The organism is Ensifer sp. KUDG1, from assembly GCF_050434285.1.
GTDB lineage: Bacteria > Pseudomonadota > Alphaproteobacteria > Rhizobiales > Rhizobiaceae > Ensifer.
This window is the reverse complement of the sequence record NZ_JBNDIG010000014.1, coordinates 88,247-106,178: the sequence shown is the minus strand read 5'-3', so window position 1 is coordinate 106,178 and position 17,932 is coordinate 88,247. Positions and strand designations below refer to the sequence as shown.

General features: G+C 63.0%; 21 protein-coding genes. 11 read left to right on the top strand and 10 right to left on the bottom strand.

The genetic code is table 11. From position 1 onward, the window contains the following. The first annotated feature begins 49 nt into the window (after positions 1-49). A complete protein-coding gene (locus tag M2267_RS27940) occupies positions 50-679 on the top strand; it encodes a hypothetical protein (protein ID WP_429119114.1) in 630 nt (209 codons plus the stop codon). On the opposite strand, the gene M2267_RS27935 is transcribed toward M2267_RS27940, so the two are convergent. The 5 genes from M2267_RS27935 to hslV form a co-directional block, all read right to left on the bottom strand. After that, the gene (locus M2267_RS27935; RefSeq protein WP_429119112.1) at positions 633-2,027 is read right to left on the bottom strand and encodes a cytochrome P450; all 1,395 of its coding nucleotides are present in this window, start codon (positions 2,025-2,027) and stop codon (positions 633-635) included. The two genes, M2267_RS27940 and M2267_RS27935, sit on opposite strands and share 47 nt — an antisense overlap. Before the next feature lie 73 nt (positions 2,028-2,100). Beyond that, complete coding sequence (locus M2267_RS27930; protein WP_429119110.1) at positions 2,101-3,045, bottom strand: DUF1402 family protein; 945 nt, start codon at positions 3,043-3,045, stop codon at positions 2,101-2,103. A 194-nt stretch (positions 3,046-3,239) separates the two neighbouring features. Further along, positions 3,240-4,547 carry an ATP-dependent protease ATPase subunit HslU gene (gene hslU, locus M2267_RS27925; protein ID WP_429119108.1) on the bottom strand — a complete coding sequence of 436 codons (1,308 nt, stop codon included), beginning with the start codon at positions 4,545-4,547 and terminating at the stop codon, positions 3,240-3,242. Continuing rightward, positions 4,544-5,068 carry a GNAT family N-acetyltransferase gene (locus M2267_RS27920; RefSeq protein WP_043616117.1) on the bottom strand — a complete coding sequence of 175 codons (525 nt, stop codon included), beginning with the start codon at positions 5,066-5,068 and terminating at the stop codon, positions 4,544-4,546. The genes hslU and M2267_RS27920 overlap by 4 nt, the downstream gene beginning before the upstream one ends. Continuing rightward, on the bottom strand, positions 5,058-5,615 hold the full coding sequence (hslV, locus tag M2267_RS27915; RefSeq protein WP_051659613.1) for an ATP-dependent protease subunit HslV: 558 nt from the start codon (positions 5,613-5,615) through the stop codon (positions 5,058-5,060). The genes M2267_RS27920 and hslV overlap by 11 nt, the downstream gene beginning before the upstream one ends. A 227-nt stretch (positions 5,616-5,842) precedes the next feature. Between hslV and hisB the strand changes: the two genes are divergently transcribed. The 7 genes from hisB to coaA are packed head-to-tail and all read left to right on the top strand — an operon-like array spanning position 5,843 to position 10,470. Continuing rightward, positions 5,843-6,451, top strand: coding sequence for an imidazoleglycerol-phosphate dehydratase HisB (gene hisB / locus M2267_RS27910; protein ID WP_104667904.1), 609 nt, complete (start codon positions 5,843-5,845; stop codon positions 6,449-6,451). 24 nt (positions 6,452-6,475) lie between these two features. Beyond that, positions 6,476-6,946, top strand: a complete 471-nt coding sequence (locus M2267_RS27905; protein WP_429119102.1) for a DUF2628 domain-containing protein — start codon at positions 6,476-6,478, stop codon at positions 6,944-6,946. Further along, complete coding sequence (gene hisH / locus M2267_RS27900; RefSeq protein WP_060608913.1) at positions 6,946-7,596, top strand: imidazole glycerol phosphate synthase subunit HisH; 651 nt, start codon at positions 6,946-6,948, stop codon at positions 7,594-7,596. The genes M2267_RS27905 and hisH overlap by 1 nt, the downstream gene beginning before the upstream one ends. Positions 7,597-7,624: 28 nt before the next feature. Next, complete coding sequence (gene hisA / locus M2267_RS27895) at positions 7,625-8,362, top strand: 1-(5-phosphoribosyl)-5-[(5-phosphoribosylamino)methylideneamino]imidazole-4-carboxamide isomerase (protein WP_429119100.1); 738 nt, start codon at positions 7,625-7,627, stop codon at positions 8,360-8,362. 3 nt (positions 8,363-8,365) lie between these two features. Continuing rightward, entirely contained in the window at positions 8,366-9,142 is a 777-nt protein-coding gene (gene hisF, locus M2267_RS27890; protein WP_429119098.1) for an imidazole glycerol phosphate synthase subunit HisF, read from the top strand. A 15-nt stretch (positions 9,143-9,157) separates the two neighbouring features. Beyond that, positions 9,158-9,481, top strand: a complete 324-nt coding sequence (locus tag M2267_RS27885; RefSeq protein WP_192451519.1) for a phosphoribosyl-ATP diphosphatase — start codon at positions 9,158-9,160, stop codon at positions 9,479-9,481. After that, a complete protein-coding gene (gene coaA, locus M2267_RS27880) occupies positions 9,478-10,470 on the top strand; it encodes a type I pantothenate kinase (RefSeq protein ID WP_077968629.1) in 993 nt (330 codons plus the stop codon). The genes M2267_RS27885 and coaA overlap by 4 nt, the downstream gene beginning before the upstream one ends. A 15-nt stretch (positions 10,471-10,485) precedes the next feature. Here the strand turns inward: coaA and M2267_RS27875 are convergent, their stop codons facing one another. From M2267_RS27875 to M2267_RS27855, 5 genes are all read right to left on the bottom strand, one after another. Next, positions 10,486-11,097: an alpha-ketoglutarate-dependent dioxygenase AlkB family protein gene (locus M2267_RS27875; RefSeq protein WP_429119095.1), complete on the bottom strand. Its 612-nt coding sequence runs from the start codon at positions 11,095-11,097 to the stop codon at positions 10,486-10,488. Positions 11,098-11,107: 10 nt separating this feature from the next. Next, on the bottom strand, positions 11,108-11,545 hold the full coding sequence (locus M2267_RS27870) for a hypothetical protein (protein ID WP_429119093.1): 438 nt from the start codon (positions 11,543-11,545) through the stop codon (positions 11,108-11,110). Positions 11,546-11,547: 2 nt separating this feature from the next. Further along, entirely contained in the window at positions 11,548-12,021 is a 474-nt protein-coding gene (gene lysM, locus M2267_RS27865) for a peptidoglycan-binding protein LysM (RefSeq protein ID WP_043616146.1), read from the bottom strand. A 78-nt stretch (positions 12,022-12,099) separates the two neighbouring features. Beyond that, on the bottom strand, positions 12,100-12,534 hold the full coding sequence (arfB, locus tag M2267_RS27860; protein ID WP_429119090.1) for an alternative ribosome rescue aminoacyl-tRNA hydrolase ArfB: 435 nt from the start codon (positions 12,532-12,534) through the stop codon (positions 12,100-12,102). 203 nt (positions 12,535-12,737) lie between these two features. After that, positions 12,738-14,348: a phosphoenolpyruvate carboxykinase gene (locus tag M2267_RS27855; protein ID WP_429119088.1), complete on the bottom strand. Its 1,611-nt coding sequence runs from the start codon at positions 14,346-14,348 to the stop codon at positions 12,738-12,740. Positions 14,349-14,671: 323 nt separating this feature from the next. Here M2267_RS27855 and chvI point away from each other — a divergent pair, with 323 nt between their 5' ends. The 3 genes from chvI (at position 14,672) to M2267_RS27840 (ending at position 17,826) form a co-directional block, all read left to right on the top strand. Next, entirely contained in the window at positions 14,672-15,397 is a 726-nt protein-coding gene (chvI, locus tag M2267_RS27850) for a two-component system response regulator ChvI (RefSeq protein ID WP_043626797.1), read from the top strand. Between the two features lie 240 nt (positions 15,398-15,637). Further along, positions 15,638-17,371 (top strand): stimulus-sensing domain-containing protein, encoded by a 1,734-nt coding sequence (locus M2267_RS27845; protein WP_429119133.1) that lies wholly within the window; start codon positions 15,638-15,640, stop codon positions 17,369-17,371. Beyond that, the gene (locus M2267_RS27840) at positions 17,368-17,826 is read left to right on the top strand and encodes an HPr kinase/phosphorylase (protein WP_429119086.1); all 459 of its coding nucleotides are present in this window, start codon (positions 17,368-17,370) and stop codon (positions 17,824-17,826) included. Before M2267_RS27845 ends, M2267_RS27840 begins: the two co-directional genes overlap by 4 nt. Positions 17,827-17,932: the final 106 nt, after the last annotated feature.

Genomic DNA, 17,932 nt, shown 5'->3' with positions numbered 1-17,932 from the left:
ACATCGATGATCTGTCGAGCGACACAAAGGCAGGCCGGAGACATAGCGCATGCACCAACGCCGCCGTCCACTCGCTCTTGCTTGGCTGCTTTCGGCTATCTCCCTTGCGCTTCCGATTGGGACGGCGCACGCCCAGGACACGGACGAGGAAGAATACAAGCCGCAGCTGCCCGAAGTCGCAATTTACAAGGCGATGCTCGATGCCAACAAGCAGACCGGCTGGATCCAGTTTCGCGACTATGACGACCGGCAGCTGATCTATTTCACCGCATTGCAGACGATGCATTGCCGGCTATCGGAAATCCGCTATTCGATCAATTCGGACGCGCTCGACCAACGCTTCCCGTTGGCCAAGTGCAATCCGCAGCTGCCTTTCAATCTGCCGGGCGACGAGACAGTCGAGTATGTCTATATCTCGCTACCCGCCAAAACGGCGCAGACGCTGACGATCCAGGCGGTCTGGGACGATGGCGCCGGCAGCGAGATCGTCGTCTACAAACCTTGCGACAATGTCGGCGACGCCACCTGCGCCCAGATCAAGACGATCAAGAAACCGTCGAAGATGCTGCAGCAGCCGAAGCCGGCGGATTCTCCGGTGCGTTCGGTACAGTCACCGATCCCCGGCAAGACCTTCAGCGAACCGAAACCCTCATCGGCAACCCGCCCCGCGGTTGAGTAGTGAGCCGCTGCACCGGCCAGGGATTGGTCTCTGCCGTCGGATCGAAGCGGTAGCGGTGCATCATCACCGCGAGCGCGATCACCGCCTCCTGCAGCGCAAAGGTCGCGCCGATGCAGACGCGCGGGCCGGCCCCGAAAGGCAGATACTGGTAGCGGTGCAGCTTTTCGCGGTTTTCCGGCAGGAAACGCTCGGGCATGAAAGCGCGCGGCTTCTCCCAATAGAGGACGTGGCGATGCAGCGTCCAGGGCATGATCAGTACCGCGATACCCTTGGGGATGCGCACCTGCTCGCCTGACGGCGAGGTCCACGCGTCTTCCTCGATCGCCGCACGGTTGATCGACGGCGCCGGTGGATAGAGCCGCATTGCCTCCTCGAAGGCGGCAAGCACATGCGGCATCAGGCCGAGCCATTCGACCGGTTCGGCGCCGCTGGCCATCGCCGCATCGATCTCGGCTTCCATGATCTCGCGATAGGCGGGGGTATTGGCGACGCAGTAGAGCGTCCAGGCAAGTGCCCGGGCGGTGGTTTCGTGCCCGGCACCGATGAATGTCAGGATGTTGTCTTCGATCTCAGCGGTCGAAAGGCCCTGGCTGCCTTCGATTTCCAGAAGCAACGTCAGGAAATCCTGCGGCGTGCCCTTCGGATCCTCCGCCATCTTGCGGCGGCGAAGCGCCATGGTCTCCGAGACGATCGAACGAAACCGGTTCATCACTTTCCTGCCGCCGATGCGGGTCGGACGCGGGACCCACTCCGGGGCCAGCAGAATGTCCATCGGATCGACGCGGCCCATGCGGTGCAGCAGTTCCTCCACACTCTGGACGAACCCGTCCCTCTCGACAGCGACTTCACCGGAAAACAGCGTTTCGGCCAGGATATCGAAGGTCAGCTCCGTCATGTCATTGGCGACATTGGTGGTGAAGGGTGCCTTCTTGGCTCCAGCATAGCGCTCGACGAACGCTTCCGAACTGCGCAGCATCTGCCCGGCGAAACCCTTGGCGTGGCGCGGCGTGAACACCGGCGCCATGGCCTTGCGCGAACGCTTCCAGACCTCTCCTTCAGCCGTCAGCAGACCGTCACGCAGGATCGGTCGCAGGATCAGCCGGCGAACCTTAGACATCTCGTAGTTGCCGACATTGTCGACGAGGATATGGCGGATCAGGCCGGGATCGTTGACGATCAGGGTGCGCTGGGTGACGAACTTCGTCTCGATCCAGGGCAGCGTATAGGACGGCTCGCCCCACAGTTCGAGCGGATTGCGCAGCACGGTCCTGATGATCTTCAGGTAGGAAGGAATGCCGACACGGGGAACGGGAGCCGGCGGTTCGAACGGCTCCGGACGCATGTCCATGGTGATTGCCTTTCTCGATTGCCCCAGGATTTCAGGTTTTTACGGCGCAATCAAGGAAAGTGCTTCACGTGAATCACAGCAGGCTTTCGAGTTCCGACAGCTTGTCGTTGACGAGCCAGCCGTAATAGTTTTCCTCCGGCCATTGCGCCTGACCACTCTGGATCTTGGCGGCGAGCGCTGAGGCGCGGCCATCGGGATTGCCGACATTGTAGAGCGTCGCGGTGACGCCTGGGTTGGTGGAGATGTCGACGCCGGCGATCGACTTGTAGGCATCGATCGAGTGGCGGATCGAGGCCGCCATGTAGGCGAGCGACACGTCCGGATCCATGATCGCCTCATAGACGCCGGCGGCGTTGTTCTCGTCCAGGCGCTCATAGCCCGAGGTCTTCGCGACGATATCGGTCAACATCAGCGCCGTCAGCGGGTTGATCTGACCGAGGCCAAAGGTCTGACCGGCGAAGAACGGCTGGAAGAAGACGGCGCTGAACCGGTTGTTCGGGTAGGACTTGCCGCCCACCGATTTGCCGCGGAAGTCGTTGTCCCAGACCCGCTCGCGGCAGCTCCACAGCGCATAGGCGCCCTTCTTGGCGCCGCATTCGGAAAATTGCGGGCGCGCCACGAATTCGGCGACCGTCTCGCCATCATAACCGAACTGGAAGCTGTTGCCAGCATAGGCCGCCGCCTTGACGTAATAGGACTGCAGCCGGTCGTAGGCGTCGACATTGTAGGTGTGTTCGCCGACGATGGCGCCGACCATGTGGATCGGCGCGATGCCATAGGCGCGCGACACGGACTTGATCTTGCTGATCAGCTGCTTGTCGGTCGCCAGGAGATCGCGGACCTTGTCGAACTTGGCGTCAAAAGAGGTGCGGCCGGCCTTGGTGCGGCGCACGGAAGCGCCGGGGATCGCCGGTTGCTCGACGTTGCGGTTGCCCGGCGGAACGTCGGTCGCGGCGAATGACTGGCTTGCGGTCAGGCAAAACGTGGCGATAGCGAGCATGCAGGCGGTGAAACGCACGATCTCTTCTTCCTGTGACTGGTGGAGGCTGCCTCGGTCGGCGGGGCGCTCCTACGCCAAGATCATGTCGGAAAAATGCCCGGACCACGATCGGTAACCGCATCCGTGTTAGAAAAAATGCGGCCGCCTGTCGAGAGACAGGCGGCCTGCGTATTCAGGGTTGCGGGCGTTTGCATGGCCCTACGACCGAAATGTCACAGGATGTAGCGCGACAGGTCGGTGTTGGCGGCGAGGTCGCCGACATGCTTGCGCACATATTCGGCGTCGATCGTCACCTCGTGGCCGGCACGGTCGGGTGCGTTGAACGAAATCTCGTCCAGCACACGCTCCATCACGGTCTGCAGCCGGCGGGCGCCGATGTTCTCGACCGTCGCGTTCAACTGCACGGCCACGTCCGCAAGCGCGTCGATCGCGTCGTCCGTGAAGTCGAGCTTGACCTCTTCCGTGTCCAGCAGCGCCTTGTACTGGCGGATGAGGCTCGCCTCGGTTTCCGTCAGGATACGGCGGAAGTCTTCCTTGGTCAGCGCGCGCAGCTCGACGCGGATCGGCAGGCGGCCCTGCAATTCCGGCAGCAGGTCCGACGGCTTTGCCACATGGAAGGCGCCGGACGCGATGAAGAGGATGTGGTCGGTCTTGACGGGCCCGTACTTGGTGGCGACCGTCGTGCCTTCGACGAGCGGCAGCAGATCTCGCTGCACGCCTTCACGCGACACGCCGGCGCCCATGCCACCCTCCCGCGAGGCGATCTTGTCGATTTCGTCGAGGAAGACGATGCCGTCGTCTTCGACTGCCTTCATGGCTTCGCGCTGGATCTGCTCGTTGTCGAGCAGCTTGTCGGACTCGTCGTCGATCAGCATGGCATAGGAAGCCTTGACCGTCGTCTTGACCTTCTTGGTGCGGCCGCCGAGCGCCTTGCCGAACATCTCCGAAAGATTGAGCACGCCGATATTTGCGCCCGGCATGCCCGGGATCTCGAAGCCGCCGCCCGGCGCGCCGGTCTCGGCGATGTCGATCTCGATTTCCTTGTCGTCGAGTTCGTTGGCCCGCAGCTTCTTGCGGAAACTGTCGCGCGTTGCCGGCGACGCGGTGGCGCCGACCAACGCGTCTAGCACACGCTCCTCCGCATTCTGGTGCGCCTTTGCCTTGACTTCGGCGCGGCGCTTTTCGCGCACGAGGCCTATGCCGACCTCCACAAGGTCACGGATGATCTGCTCGACGTCGCGGCCGACATAGCCGACCTCGGTGAACTTGGTCGCCTCGACCTTGACGAAGGGCGCGCCGGCGAGCTTGGCAAGACGCCTGGAGATCTCGGTCTTGCCGACACCGGTCGGTCCGATCATCAGGATGTTCTTCGGCATCACCTCGTCGCGCAGCTCGTCGCCGAGCTGCTGGCGGCGCCAGCGGTTACGAAGCGCGATCGCCACGGCGCGCTTGGCGTCGTTCTGGCCGATGATGAAACGGTCGAGTTCCGACACGATTTCCCTGGGTGAAAACGTACTCATGTAGTCCTCTCAAACTCGGTCCGCGTCAGCTCCATCAGGAGGGTGCGGCCGGACGTATCAATCCATTCTGCGTAAGGCACGAAGCCGGCCTTGGTGTAGGCGCTGACAGCCCTTCGGTTGCCGGCGTCGGGGTCGATCACGACGCGGGGGGCGCCGGCGGCAAAGAGCCGCCCGGCAAAGGCCCGGACCGCGAGCGATGCGACGCCCCGGCCCGTCAGTTCCGCCGGGCCGATGAAGATGTCGATGCCGGGCACATCGGCCGGCATGTCCTTCGCCCAGGGCTCGTCGTCCGGGTATCGGGCCGGCACCCAGGACTGGATGTAGCCCGCCGGCTCGCCGGCCACGTGGAAGATGAAGCCTTCCACTTCGCCCGTCTCACAGCCTTCGCGGATCAGCGCCACTTCCTTGTCCGGGTCGCCCCACCATTGCCGCACATGCGGCTCGCTCAGCCAGGCATGCAGCAGCGGCAGGTGGCTATCGGCCACCGGCACGAAACTGACATGCGCGGGCTCATTGGGCATCCAGTGTCTCCACGACGATATTGTGGTTGGTGTAGACGCAGATGTCTCCGGCGATCTGCAGCGCCCGGCGGGCGATGTCTTCGGCCGACTTGTCGCTGTCCATCAGGGCGCGGGCCGCGGCAAAGGCGTAGTTGCCGCCCGATCCGATGGCGATCGTGCCGTGCTCGGGTTCGAGAACGTCGCCATTGCCGGTGATCGCCAGCGTGATCGACTTGTCGGCAACCAGCATCATCGCTTCGAGATTGCGCAGATACTTGTTGGTGCGCCAGTCCTTGGCGAGCTCGACGGCAGCGCGCATCAGCTGGTCGGGATACTGCTCGAGCTTGGCTTCGAGCCGTTCCAGCAACGTGAAGGCATCGGCGGTGGCGCCGGCAAAACCGGCAATCACGTCGCCCTTGGCAAGCCGCCGCACCTTGCGCGCGTTGCTCTTCATCACGGTCTGGCCGAGGCTCACCTGGCCGTCGCCAGCCATCACCACCTTGCCATCCTTGCGTACCGTGATGATGGTCGTCGCATGCATCGTTCCGTAGGGATTGTGTTCGCTCATGAAATTACCCGTGGGCCCCTGATACGCGGGGCATTGCGGCTCGTGACACGAGCCTGGTTGCTTGAGGCCTATGTAAGTACGGCAGACAGGTTTGCAAATGGCAACAGGCCGCCGGCGCAATCTTCGTTCGGCGGCTGGCACCGGATGATTCGAATCGACCGTTCAAGTTCTGGATATTTCAGCTTTTGCCTGATAAGGAGCCGCGTCAGCGTATACAGGAGAGCCCGATGGCAGAAGCCACGTCCAGCCGTACCGCAGAGGTTTCGCGAAAGACCAACGAAACCGCGGTATCCGTATCGGTCAACATCGACGGCACCGGCGTTTCGAAGATTTCGACCGGCGTCGGTTTCTTCGACCATATGCTGGACCAGCTCGCCCGCCATTCCCTCATCGACATGGAGATCAAGACGGACGGCGACCTGCATGTCGACGATCACCATACGGTCGAAGACACCGGCATTGCCATCGGCCAGGCGATTGCCAAGGCGCTCGGCGACCGGCGCGGCATCACCCGCTACGCCTCGCTCGATCTCGCGATGGACGAGACGATGACGCGTGCGGCGGTGGACGTTTCCGGCCGGCCGTTCCTCGTCTGGAACGTGACCTTCACGTCGCCGAAAATCGGCACCTTCGACACGGAACTCGTGCGCGAATTCTTCCAGGCGCTCGCCCAGCACGCCGGGATCACGCTGCATATCCAGAACATCTACGGCGCCAACAACCATCATATCGCCGAGACCTGCTTCAAGTCCGTCGCCCGGGTGCTGCGCACCGCAACCGAAATCGACCCGCGCCAGGCCGGCCGCGTTCCCTCGACCAAGGGGACCCTTGCCTAAGCGGCCAGTCACTGGCTTTGACTCATGGCTTCTTACATGATCCTCACCCCGCCGGGTGCGCGCGCCAACGACGAGCGGGCGCGCTTCGTCGCCGACGGCTTTTCCTGGTGGGCCTTCCTTTTCCCGACGCTCTGGCTTCTGGCCAAGCGCCAATGGGCAATCGGCATCGCAGTTGCTGTTCTGCAGATCTCGTTAATATTCCTGTCGAACCACGAGAGCGGTTTCTTACCGGCTCTCCTGGCGAACCTCGCGCTTCGGCTGGTGGTGGCGCTCGAAGGACCGGTTCTGGTGGCGCGCAGCCTGACTGCCCGTGACTGGACGCTGCGCTCCATCGTGCCGGCGCCCAATCTCGAAGCGGCCGAAGAGATCTATTTCACGAGCCTGGCTTCGAACGAGACCAAGCCCGCCGCCCCTTCCCCGGCCGACTGGACCGTGCGCAAGCCCTCAAGTGGCGGCCCTGGTCTCGGCCTTTTTGATTCCTACGGAGAACGCTGATGCGCGTCGCCATCATCGATTACGGCTCGGGCAACCTGCGCTCGGCCACCAAGGCCTTTGAACGCGCCGCCCGCGAAGCCGGCATTGCAGCCGAGATCGACCTTACCGACAAGCCGGAGCGGGTGGCGAGCGCCGACCGCATCGTGCTTCCAGGCGTCGGCGCCTATGCCGATTGCCGCCGTGGCCTTGCTGCCGTCGATGGCATGGAGCAGGCATTGACGGAAGCGGTCGAACAGGCTGGCCGGCCGTTCCTCGGCATCTGCGTCGGCATGCAGTTGATGTCGTCGCGCGGGCTTGAGAAGACCATCACCCATGGTTTCGGCTGGATCCCCGGCGATGTCGTCGAAATGACGCCCGCCGACACAACGCTGAAGATCCCGCAGATCGGCTGGAACACGCTGAAGCTCAAGCGCGAGCATCCGCTGTTTGACGGCATCCGGGTTGGCGAAGCCGGTCTGCATGCCTATTTTGTGCATTCGTACCACCTGGCCGCCGAGAACGCCGCCGACGTGGTCGCCGAGGCGGACTATGGCGGACCGGTCACGGCGTTCGTCGCCAACGGCAACAAGGCGGGCTCACAGTTCCACCCGGAAAAGAGCCAGGCGCTTGGCCTCGCCCTCATCTCGAATTTCCTGCGCTGGAAGCCCTGAGCTTTCGCACGACTGATTGGACAGACCCATGATCCTTTTTCCCGCGATCGACCTGAAAGACGGGCAATGCGTGCGCCTGAAGCTCGGCGACATGGAGCAGGCGACGGTTTACAACCCCGACCCCGCGGCCCAGGCCCGCGCCTTTGAAGACCAGGGCTTCGAATGGCTGCACGTCGTCGACCTTAACGGCGCCTTTGCCGGTGAGACGGTCAACGGTGCCGCCGTCGACGCCATTCTCAAGGCGACCAAGAACCCGGTGCAGCTTGGCGGCGGCATCCGCACACTCGACCATATCGAAAACTGGCTGTCGCGCGGTCTTGCCCGCGTCATCCTCGGCACCGTCGCCGTGCGTGATCCGGCACTCGTCATCGAAGCCTGCGCCAAATTCCCGGGCAAGGTCGCCGTCGGCATCGACGCCAAAGGCGGCAAGGTCGCCGTCGAAGGCTGGGCCGAGGCATCCGAACTCGGCGTGATCGAGCTTGCCAAGAAGTTCGAAGGCGCTGGCGTCTCGGCGATCATCTATACCGACATCGACCGCGACGGCATCCTGACCGGCATCAACTGGGCCTCGACGCTGGAACTGGCGGACGCGGTTTCCATTCCTGTCATCGCGTCGGGTGGCCTCGCCTCGATGGACGATATCAGGCGTATGGTCGAGCCGGATGCACGCAAGCTCGAAGGCGCCATCTCCGGCCGCGCGCTCTATGACGGCCGTGTCGACCCCCAGGAAGCGCTGGACCTCATCCGCGCCGCGAGAAAGGCCTGACCCATGTCGCTTAAAGCCCGTGTCATACCCTGCCTCGACGTCAAGGACGGCCGTGTCGTCAAGGGTGTCAACTTCGTCGACCTGATCGACGCCGGCGACCCGGTGGAGGCGGCCCGCGCCTATGACGCTGCCGGCGCCGACGAACTCTGCTTCCTCGACATCACCGCGTCCTCGGACAATCGCGAGACGATCTTCGACGTCATCGCCCGTACCGCCGAACAATGCTTCATGCCGCTGACCGTCGGCGGCGGCGTGCGCCAGGTTTCGGACATCCGCAAGCTGCTCCTGGCCGGCGCCGACAAGGTGTCGATCAATACGGCTGCGGTAAAGAACCCGGAATTCGTCGCGGAAGCGGCAGACAAGTTCGGCAACCAGTGCATCGTCGTTGCCATCGACGCCAAGAAGGTCTCGACGGACGGCGAAGCCGATCGCTGGGAGATCTTCACCCATGGCGGACGCCAGCCGACCGGGATCGACGCGATCGATTTTGCCCGCCGTGTGGTCGATCTCGGCGCCGGCGAGATCCTTCTGACCTCGATGGACCGTGACGGCACCAAGAGCGGCTACGACATCGCGCTGACCCGCGCCGTCGCCGACGCGGTCCGCGCGCCAGTGATTGCGTCCGGCGGTGTCGGCACGCTCGACCACATGGTCGCCGGCATCAGGGACGGTCACGCGACCGCCGTTCTCGCCGCCTCCATCTTCCATTTCGGCACCTATAGCATTGGCGAAACCAAGCGCTATATGGCCGAGCATGGCATCGCCATGCGCCTCGACTGAGCTTCAGGATCTTCCATGGCTGATTTCACACTTTCCGACCTCGAGGCCATCGTCGCGACACGCGCGCAGGCGGCCCCGGACCAATCCTGGACGGCAAAGCTGGTCGCCGGCGGCCAGCCGAAGGCGGCCAAGAAACTCGGCGAGGAAGCGGTCGAGACGGTGATCGCCGCGATCAGCAACGACCGCGCGAATCTCGTCGCCGAAAGCGCCGATCTCATCTATCATCTGATGGTCGTATTGAAGATCGCCGACGTTCCGTTGCAGGATGTGCTCAACGAACTTCAGCGGCGGACCAACCAATCCGGCCTGCAGGAAAAGGCAAATCGGCAGACCCCATGACGATAGCGGCGAAAGACATCGAAGCGGCCGACCTGCCGGACAATCTGCAGAAGCGGGACTATTCGCCCTATCACTTCTTCACTGCCGAGGAATGGTCGCGGTTTCGCGCCGATACGCCGCTGACGCTGACGGCCGACGAGGTGCAGCGGCTGCGCTCGCTGAACGACCCGGTCGATCTCGGCGAAGTGCGGCAGATCTACCTGTCGCTGTCACGCCTGCTTTCGACCCATGTTGAATCGTCGCAGATGCTCTTTGAGCAGCGCAAGCGCTTCCTCAGCATGTCCGAGACGAAGACCCCTTTCGTCATCGGCATTGCCGGATCGGTCGCCGTCGGCAAGTCGACGACGGCCCGTATTCTGGCACAGCTTCTGGCGCGCTGGCCGTCGAGCCCGAAGGTCGACCTGGTGACGACAGACGGCTTCCTCTATCCGAACGCCGTGCTCCAGCGCGAAAACATGATGGACCGCAAGGGCTTTCCGGAGAGCTACGACGTCGGAGCGCTTCTACGCTTCCTGTCGGCGATCAAGGCCGGTCAGCCGAACGTCAAGGCGCCGAGCTATTCACACCTGACCTATGACGTGCTGCCCGACCAATACACCGTCATCGACCGGCCGGATATCCTGATCTTCGAAGGCATCAACGTGCTGCAGTCGCGCAACCTGCCGGCTGACGGCAAGATCGTGCCGATGGTGTCGGATTTCTTCGATTTCTCGATCTATATCGACGCCGAGGAGAGCCTGATCCACAGCTGGTACGTCAACCGCTTCATGCGGCTGCGCGAAACCGCCTTCAAGAACCCGGAATCCTACTTCCACCGCTACGCGACCATCAGTGAGGATGCGGCCCGCGCCATTGCCGAGGGCCTCTGGCACAACATCAACCTGAAGAACCTGCACCAGAACATCCTGCCGACGCGCCCGCGCGCCGACCTGATCCTGCAGAAGGGCCCGAACCACCTGACGGAAAAGGTGGCGCTCAGGAAGCTCTGAGCTTTCAGCGCATCATTAGGGATTGACGCGGCGGAGCGTCAGGTTGACCCGCCCGCCATTCTTCAGCAGCGTCGACGTGCTCGGATAGATCCGGTCGACGCCATGTAAGGCGAGCCGCCCTTCCCCACCCAGCACCACGACATCGCCGCTTTCCAGCCGGAAAGACATTGTCTGGCCGCCGCGCGTATTGCCGCCGACGCGGAAGAGGCAGCTGTCGCCGAGCGAGATCGAGACGACGGCGGTCTCAAGGTCGCGCTCGTCGCGATCCTGGTGCAGACCCATGCGGGCCTCTTCGGAATAGAAATTTACCAGGCAGGCCTCGGGCGCCTTGCTGCTTGCGGAAACCGCATTCCAGATATCGAGCAGGATATCCGGCATCGCTGGCCAGGGACGGCCGGTCACCGGATGCTGAGCCTGGTAACGATAGCCGCGATCGCGGTCCGTGACCCAACCGAGCGCACCGCAATTGGTCATGCGCACGGACATGGGCTTCCCGGTCTTCGGCATTTCCGGGACGAACAGCGGCGCTTCGGCAACGACGGACCTTATCGCCTCGACCAGTTGTTCTTGTCGGGCGCGATCGAGATAGCCCGGAATATGTCTGATCCCTTTCGGGAGCACCTGCATTTGAAAGCCCCTATTGCTCCAGGCCGAGAAGTGCAGCCGGAACGCCATAGCGAAGCGGCCAGCCGGCATAGGCGACATCCGTCGGCCCGACAACATGATCGACCAGGTTCCAGCGGCCATTCTGGAAACTGACAAGTGCGAACACCGTCAGACCATCCATCATGTCGGCCTCGTCACGCAACCCGGTTTGCGACAGGTCGATGGATCCGCCACCGGGACGCTGCGGCTCGACCTGCATGAAGGCCCAGTTGGGAGCGGCGCGCATGGTGGTGACGACAAATTCGACGGGACCGCGCATCTCGGCTTCGACCGCGGGGCGGATCGCGTCGAGGATGGCGGCACGCTCCGTGCTGCCCTTGGCGGGTTCACGGAAAGGCTGCGCCAGAGAAACGCCGGCAAGCCAGAGGCTCGCCAGCGCGGCAATTGCAAGCGACCGCCTGAAGGACACGCTCAGGCCGCATCCAGATCCGGAATGCGCAGAACCTGGCCGGGATAGATCTTGTCCGGATGGGTCAGCATCGGCTTGTTGGCTTCGAAGATCACCGTGTGCTTGGCGCCCTTGCCCTTGCCGTACTGCGCCTCGGCGATCTTCCAGAGGTTGTCGCCCTTCTTGACCGTATAGAAGACGGGCGCTTTTGCCGGAGCAGGTGCTGCGCCGGCATCGGCGACCTTGAGTTCGGAGGCCTCGACCGCGGACACGCCGAGCGTGTTGCCGACGGCGACGACGGCCTTTTCGAAGACGCTCTGGTCCTTCACGACACCCTTCAGCACGACCTTGTCACCGGCCACTTCGACCTGCACGTCCTTCGTGCCGAGATCGTGGGATGCAAGTTCCTTCTGAACGCTTTCGGCATCCGGAGCATCGTCGTCGCCGCCGATGCCAAGCTTCTTGCCGGCGTTCTTGATAAAGCTGAAAAGACCCATGAATATCTCCTTTTGCGAAAACACTGCTCGATAAGAGAGGGCGCTGCCCGCCAAAAGGCAAGGGAGCCGCAAAAAGAATCAATCGCCTCCAGGCCGGCCCCGGAGCTTCTTGATCTCCCCGCGACCCGACTTCTCCTTGAGACGCCGCTCGACGGAACCGCGCGTCGGCCTGGTCTTCTTGCGCGGCGGCGGCGGGGGTTCGGCGGCCTTGAGGATCAACTCCTTCAGCCGCTCGCGCGCATCCTCGCGGTTGCGCTCCTGGCTGCGAAAGCGGCTCGCCTCGATCATCAGCACGCCCTCTTTCGAGGCGCGTTTGCCGGCGATCTTCAGGGCGTTGGCCTTGATGCGATCGGAAAGCGCCGGAGACGCCTGGACGTTGAAGAACAGCTGAACGGCGGTCGACACCTTGTTGACGTTCTGCCCGCCCGGGCCACCGGCCAGCACGAATTGCTCCGTCAGCTCCCAGCCGGCAAGGACGATATTGTCGTTTATGTAGAGCGGGTCGCTGGCCATGGTTCACCTCGGCCCGATCTATGGCACAGAGCGAACCCGTTGAAAACACTGCCGCGCCGCGCGTCTCATCAGAGGCGCAAAGGTCCCCGTAGCACTTTGGCTCGCCTTAGATCGAAGGGGATTTAAAGGGACACAGAGCGGGCGCGAAAGCGAAAAACCCGGCCACAAGGACCGGGTTTCACGTGAATCATAGCCGACAATGTTTATTCGGCGGCGATCTTCGTACCGGGAGCCGCGTCGCGAACGCTGCCGTCCACATGGCTCTCGAACTTGGCGAAGTTCGTGATGAACATGTCGACCAGGCGGCGGGCCTGTGCGTCATAGGCTGCACCATCGGCCCAGGTCGAGCGTGGGTCGAGGATGCCGTCGTCGACGCCCGGGACCGAGACCGGAACGGCAAAGCCGAAGTTGGCATCGGTGCGCAGTTCCGCAGCGTTCAGCGAACCGTCAAGCGCGGCCGCGAGCAGAGCGCGCGTCACCTTGATCGGCATGCGGCTGCCGGTGCCGTAGGCGCCGCCGGTCCAGCCGGTGTTGACCAGCCAGCAGGTGACGCCGTTCTTGGCGATCAGATCCTTCAAGAGGTTGCCGTATTCCGACGGGTGACGCGGCATGAACGGTGCGCCGAAGCAGGTCGAGAAGGTGGCTTCCGGCTCGGTAACGCCCTTTTCGGTGCCCGCAACCTTGGCGGTGTAGCCGGACAGGAAGTGGTACATCGCCTGTTCCGGCGTCAGCTTGGCGATTGGCGGCATCACGCCGAAGGCGTCGGCCGTCAGCATGATGATGGTACGCGGCTGCGGTGCGGTGCCGGTGTCGCTGGCATTCGGGATAAAGTCGAGCGGATAGGCGCAACGGGTATTTTCCGTCAGCGAACCGTCATCGAAATCAGGCACGCGGCGCTCGTCGAGCACGACGTTTTCCATGACGGTGCCAAAGCGGCGGGTCGTGGCGTAGATTTCGGGCTCGGCAGCTTCCGACAGGCGGATCGCCTTGGCGTAGCAGCCGCCTTCGAAGTTGAAGACGCCCTGCTCGCCCCAGCCGTGCTCGTCGTCGCCGATCAGCGTGCGGGTCGGGTCGGCCGAAAGCGTCGTCTTGCCGGTGCCGGAAAGGCCGAAGAAGATCGCCGTGTCGCCGGCCGGGCCGACGTTTGCCGAGCAGTGCATCGGCATGACGCCCTTCTTCGGTAGCAGGTAGTTGAGGACGGTGAAGACCGACTTCTTCATCTCGCCGGCATAGGACGTGCCGCCGATGAGGATCAGGCCGTTGGTGAAATCGCAGGCGATGACCGTCTCGGTGCGGCAGCCGTAGCGCTCCGGATCAGCCTTGAAGCTCGGCAGATCGATGATCGTCAGCTTCGGCAGGAAGGCGCCGAGCGCTTCGCGGGCCGGGCGAATCAGCAGATTGCGGATGAACAGCGAATGCCAAGCATACTCGGTAACGACGCGCGTCGGCAGCGCGTTGTCGGCGTCGGCGCCGCCAACCAGGTCCTGCACGTAGAGCGACATGCCCTTGGCATGCTCGAGCATGTCCTTGCGCAGCAGAGCAAAATGCTCCGGCGACATCGGCTTGTTGTTGTCCCACCAGATCTGGTCGTCGGTGTTCGCATCGCGAACGACGAACTTGTCCTTTGGCGAGCGGCCGGTGTGCTGGCCGGTACGGGCAACGAGCGCACCGTGTGCCGTCAGTTCGGCCTCGCCGCGGCGAAGAGCTTCCTCATAAAGCTCTGCGGCTTCGAGGTTGTACCGAACTGTTTCCAGGTCGATAAAGCCGAGTTTTTCCAAGCCGTTCGCGAGATTGCGAGTGCCGAGTTGCTCCATGGTCAAGCTTCCTTCGTGTTTGGCCATTGGCGTTGAATTTCGCCGGACCTTACTTGCATGCTCGCTCAAAAACAAGGCGACGTCAAAAAAAGAATAATGATTTCAGTATATTAATCGATTTAAAGAAAATTATCGTTTTTTTAATCGGTTGAAATCGACATCCCGAACACCGATCTGACGGGACCTATCCTATCGTTACGACAGGTGCTTTTTCGGCTTCGCCACAATTTGTTCCACCTTTATACTCACTAACGCACCCGTGACTCGCGAATGCCGGAGTTTCGGGGACGGGACCGGCACCTCAAAAGACGGAGTTGAACACGATGCAGACCATCGCGCTTGTCGATGATGACCGGAATATTCTGACGTCCGTATCCATCGCCCTGGAGGCGGAGGGCTACAAGGTCGAGACCTATACCGACGGCGCTTCCGCGCTCGAGGGCCTGCTCGCCCGGCCGCCGCAGCTTGCGATCTTCGACATCAAGATGCCGCGCATGGACGGCATGGAATTGCTGCGCCGCTTGAGGCAGAAGTCGGACCTGCCGGTGATCTTCCTCACTTCCAAGGATGAAGAGATCGACGAACTCTTCGGCCTGAAGATGGGCGCCGACGACTTCATCACCAAGCCGTTCTCGCAGCGCCTGCTGGTCGAACGCGTCAAGGCGATCCTGCGCCGCGCCGCCAACCGCGAAGCCGCGGCGGCCAACACGAACAATACCGTCAAGGCAACCGACGCGCCGTCGCGCTCGCTCGAGCGTGGGCAGCTGGTGATGGACCAGGAGCGCCACACCTGCACCTGGAAGAGCGAGCCGGTGACGCTGACGGTGACGGAATTCCTCATTCTTCACTCGCTGGCGCAGCGCCCGGGCGTGGTCAAGAGCCGCGACGCACTGATGGACGCGGCCTATGACGAACAGGTCTATGTCGACGACCGCACCATCGACAGCCACATCAAGCGGCTGCGCAAGAAGTTCAAGATGGTCGACAACGACTTCGACATGATCGAGACGCTTTACGGTGTCGGCTATCGTTTCCGGGAAAGTGCCTGAGCCCAAGGGGCTTGCCATCGCGCCCAGAGTGGCGCATTTGAAGCGGCGCGATGGTGATGGCCTCCTGTGAGGCCCGACACGATCTCCGCCGTCTTCGGATCAAAACCATGGAAGGCGGCGCAGCCGGCCGGCAGCGCCGCCGCCATCGAACGATTATGAAGGACAGTCCGCGCGGGAGCGGGACATTTGGTAGAAGTCTTGCAGGGCGACATTGAAGACAATGACGGGCGTGCCCAGGCACTGAAGGGCCAGCGCCGCTGGGCGCATCCCTTCACGCTCATTCGTCGTCTCTTCGGCAATGCCGTCTTCTCGAGCCTCACCCGCCGTATCGTCTTCTTCAACCTGGTGGCGCTCGTCGTTCTGGTCGGCGGCATCATGTACCTCAACCAGTTCCGCGAGGGGCTGATCGATGCGCGCGTCGAAAGCCTTTTGACCCAGGGCGAAATCATCGCCGGCGCGATCTCGGCTTCCGCTTCCGTCGATACCAATTCGATCACCATCGATCCCGAAAAGCTGCTGGAACTGCAGGCCGGCCAGAGCATCACGCCGCTGCCGAGCGACGAGGATCTCGACTTCCCGATCATCCAGGAACGCGTCGCGCCGGTTCTGCGCCGGCTGATCTCGCCGACGCGCACCCGCGCCCGGCTGTTCGATGCGGACGCCGACCTGCTGCTCGATTCGCGCCATCTCTATAGCGGCGGCCAGGTGCTGCGCTTCGACCTGCCGCCGATCGAGCCGGAATCGACGGGCATCGGCGAAAAGCTCAACAGCTGGCTGAACAAGCTTTTGCAGCCGGGCAACCTGCCGCTCTACAAGGAACCGCCGGGTGGCAACGGCTCGATCTATCCCGAGGTCACCAATGCGCTGACCGGCGTGCGCGGCTATGTCGAACGCGTTACCGAGAAGGGCGAGCTCATCGTTTCCGTGGCGGTGCCCGTCCAGCGCTTCCGCGCCGTTCTCGGCGTGCTCCTGCTTTCGACCCAGGCCGGCGACATCGACAAGATCGTCCAGGCCGAGCGTCTCGCCATCATCCGCGTCTTCGGCGTCGCAGCCCTCGTCAACATCATCCTGTCGCTGCTTCTGTCGTCGACGATCGCCAATCCGCTGCGGCGCCTGGCTGCAGCCGCCGTGCGCGTGCGCCGTGGCGGCGCCAAGGAGCGCGAGGAAATTCCCGATTTCTCCTCGCGCCAGGACGAGATCGGCAACCTTTCGGTCGCGCTGCGTGAGATGACGACTGCGCTATACGACCGGATCGCCGCAATCGAGAACTTTGCCGCCGACGTCAGCCACGAGCTGAAAAACCCCCTCACCTCGCTGCGCAGCGCCGTCGAGACGCTGCCTTTGGCGCGCACCGACGAATCGAAGAAGCGGCTGATGGACGTCATCCAGCATGACGTCCGCCGCCTCGACCGCCTGATCAGCGATATCTCGGACGCCTCACGTCTCGACGCGGAACTTGCCCGCAGCGACGCCAAGACGATCGACCTGGAAAAGCTCCTCGGCGACCTCGTCGACATTTCGCGCCAGGTCCGCAGCAAGAAGAAGGCGGTGCTGCTCGATTTCGTCATCGACCGCAAGGACAGCCCCAAGGCACGCTTTGCCGTCAGCGGCTACGACCTGCGCATCGGCCAGATCATTACCAACCTGATCGAAAACGCCCGTTCCTTCGTGCCTGAGGACGGCGGGCGGATCGTCGTGCGCCTGACGCGCTCGCGCTCACGCTGCCTCGTCTATATCGAGGACAATGGTCCCGGCATCCAGGCCGAAGACATCGACCGCATTTTCGAGCGCTTCTATACCGATCGTCCGGAAGGCGAGGACTTTGGCCAGAATTCCGGCCTCGGGCTGTCGATCTCCAGGCAGATCGCCGAAGCCCATGGCGGCACGCTCAAGGCCGAGAACATCGCCGGACCGGATGGCCGTATCGCCGGCGCCCGCTTCATCCTGTCCCTTCCCGCCGAGCCGCACGCGTGACGACCGCCCGCGCCAATGTCCACGGCACTGCAATCGTGCTCGGGACGCGCGGCTTCCTGATCACCGGCCCGTCCGGCTCCGGCAAATCCAGACTGGCGCTCGCATGCATCACGGCCGCCCGACGGGCCGGACATTTTGCAGCGCTGGTCGCCGATGACCGGGTGGATCTTGCGCTCGAACACGACCGGATCGTCGCGCGCTGCCCGCCCTCCATTCACGGCCTCATCGAAATCCGCGGTGCCGGCATCGGCACGATCGAAACCGTGCCCAGCGCGGTGATGGACTGGGCCTTGCTGCCCGTCAGCGCCCCATTCGACCCGCGCCTGCCGCCTGATGACGAGACATTGCCCCTGCCACTCGGGCGAGCATTGCCGATTGTTCGCGTTCCCGTTGAAGATGGCGCGCAGGTTCTCAATATTTTGCAGGCGCTCATCGCTGAAAAAATAGGTTTCTAGCCCGATTTACCGTCAGCGCGACCGGTTTTTCGGCATTTTTGGCTTGCACTTCCCCTTTTCCTTGCCAAGATGCCCTCCCCAACAGGTGGACGAAATTGCTGCATTG

What these genes read in the sequence shown, in the direction of transcription:
- hslU (WP_429119108.1), bottom strand. Translation starts at nt 4,547, where the DNA reads ATGAGTACGTTTTCACCCAGGGAAATCGTGTCGGAACTCGACCGTTTC.
- M2267_RS27885 (WP_192451519.1), top strand. Translation starts at nt 9,158, where the DNA reads ATGGCTGATTTCACACTTTCCGACCTCGAGGCCATCGTCGCGACACGC.
- hisF (WP_429119098.1), top strand. Translation starts at nt 8,366, where the DNA reads ATGTCGCTTAAAGCCCGTGTCATACCCTGCCTCGACGTCAAGGACGGC.
- hisH (WP_060608913.1), top strand. Translation starts at nt 6,946, where the DNA reads ATGCGCGTCGCCATCATCGATTACGGCTCGGGCAACCTGCGCTCGGCC.
- M2267_RS27935 (WP_429119112.1), bottom strand. Translation starts at nt 2,027, where the DNA reads ATGGACATGCGTCCGGAGCCGTTCGAACCGCCGGCTCCCGTTCCCCGT.
- hisB (WP_104667904.1), top strand. Translation starts at nt 5,843, where the DNA reads ATGGCAGAAGCCACGTCCAGCCGTACCGCAGAGGTTTCGCGAAAGACC.
- M2267_RS27855 (WP_429119088.1), bottom strand. Translation starts at nt 14,348, where the DNA reads ATGGAGCAACTCGGCACTCGCAATCTCGCGAACGGCTTGGAAAAACTC.
- hslV (WP_051659613.1), bottom strand. Translation starts at nt 5,615, where the DNA reads ATGAGCGAACACAATCCCTACGGAACGATGCATGCGACGACCATCATC.
- hisA (WP_429119100.1), top strand. Translation starts at nt 7,625, where the DNA reads ATGATCCTTTTTCCCGCGATCGACCTGAAAGACGGGCAATGCGTGCGC.
- M2267_RS27875 (WP_429119095.1), bottom strand. Translation starts at nt 11,097, where the DNA reads ATGCAGGTGCTCCCGAAAGGGATCAGACATATTCCGGGCTATCTCGAT.
- arfB (WP_429119090.1), bottom strand. Translation starts at nt 12,534, where the DNA reads ATGGCCAGCGACCCGCTCTACATAAACGACAATATCGTCCTTGCCGGC.
- lysM (WP_043616146.1), bottom strand. Translation starts at nt 12,021, where the DNA reads ATGGGTCTTTTCAGCTTTATCAAGAACGCCGGCAAGAAGCTTGGCATC.
- M2267_RS27940 (WP_429119114.1), top strand. Translation starts at nt 50, where the DNA reads ATGCACCAACGCCGCCGTCCACTCGCTCTTGCTTGGCTGCTTTCGGCT.
- M2267_RS27905 (WP_429119102.1), top strand. Translation starts at nt 6,476, where the DNA reads ATGGCTTCTTACATGATCCTCACCCCGCCGGGTGCGCGCGCCAACGAC.
- chvI (WP_043626797.1), top strand. Translation starts at nt 14,672, where the DNA reads ATGCAGACCATCGCGCTTGTCGATGATGACCGGAATATTCTGACGTCC.
- coaA (WP_077968629.1), top strand. Translation starts at nt 9,478, where the DNA reads ATGACGATAGCGGCGAAAGACATCGAAGCGGCCGACCTGCCGGACAAT.
- M2267_RS27920 (WP_043616117.1), bottom strand. Translation starts at nt 5,068, where the DNA reads ATGCCCAATGAGCCCGCGCATGTCAGTTTCGTGCCGGTGGCCGATAGC.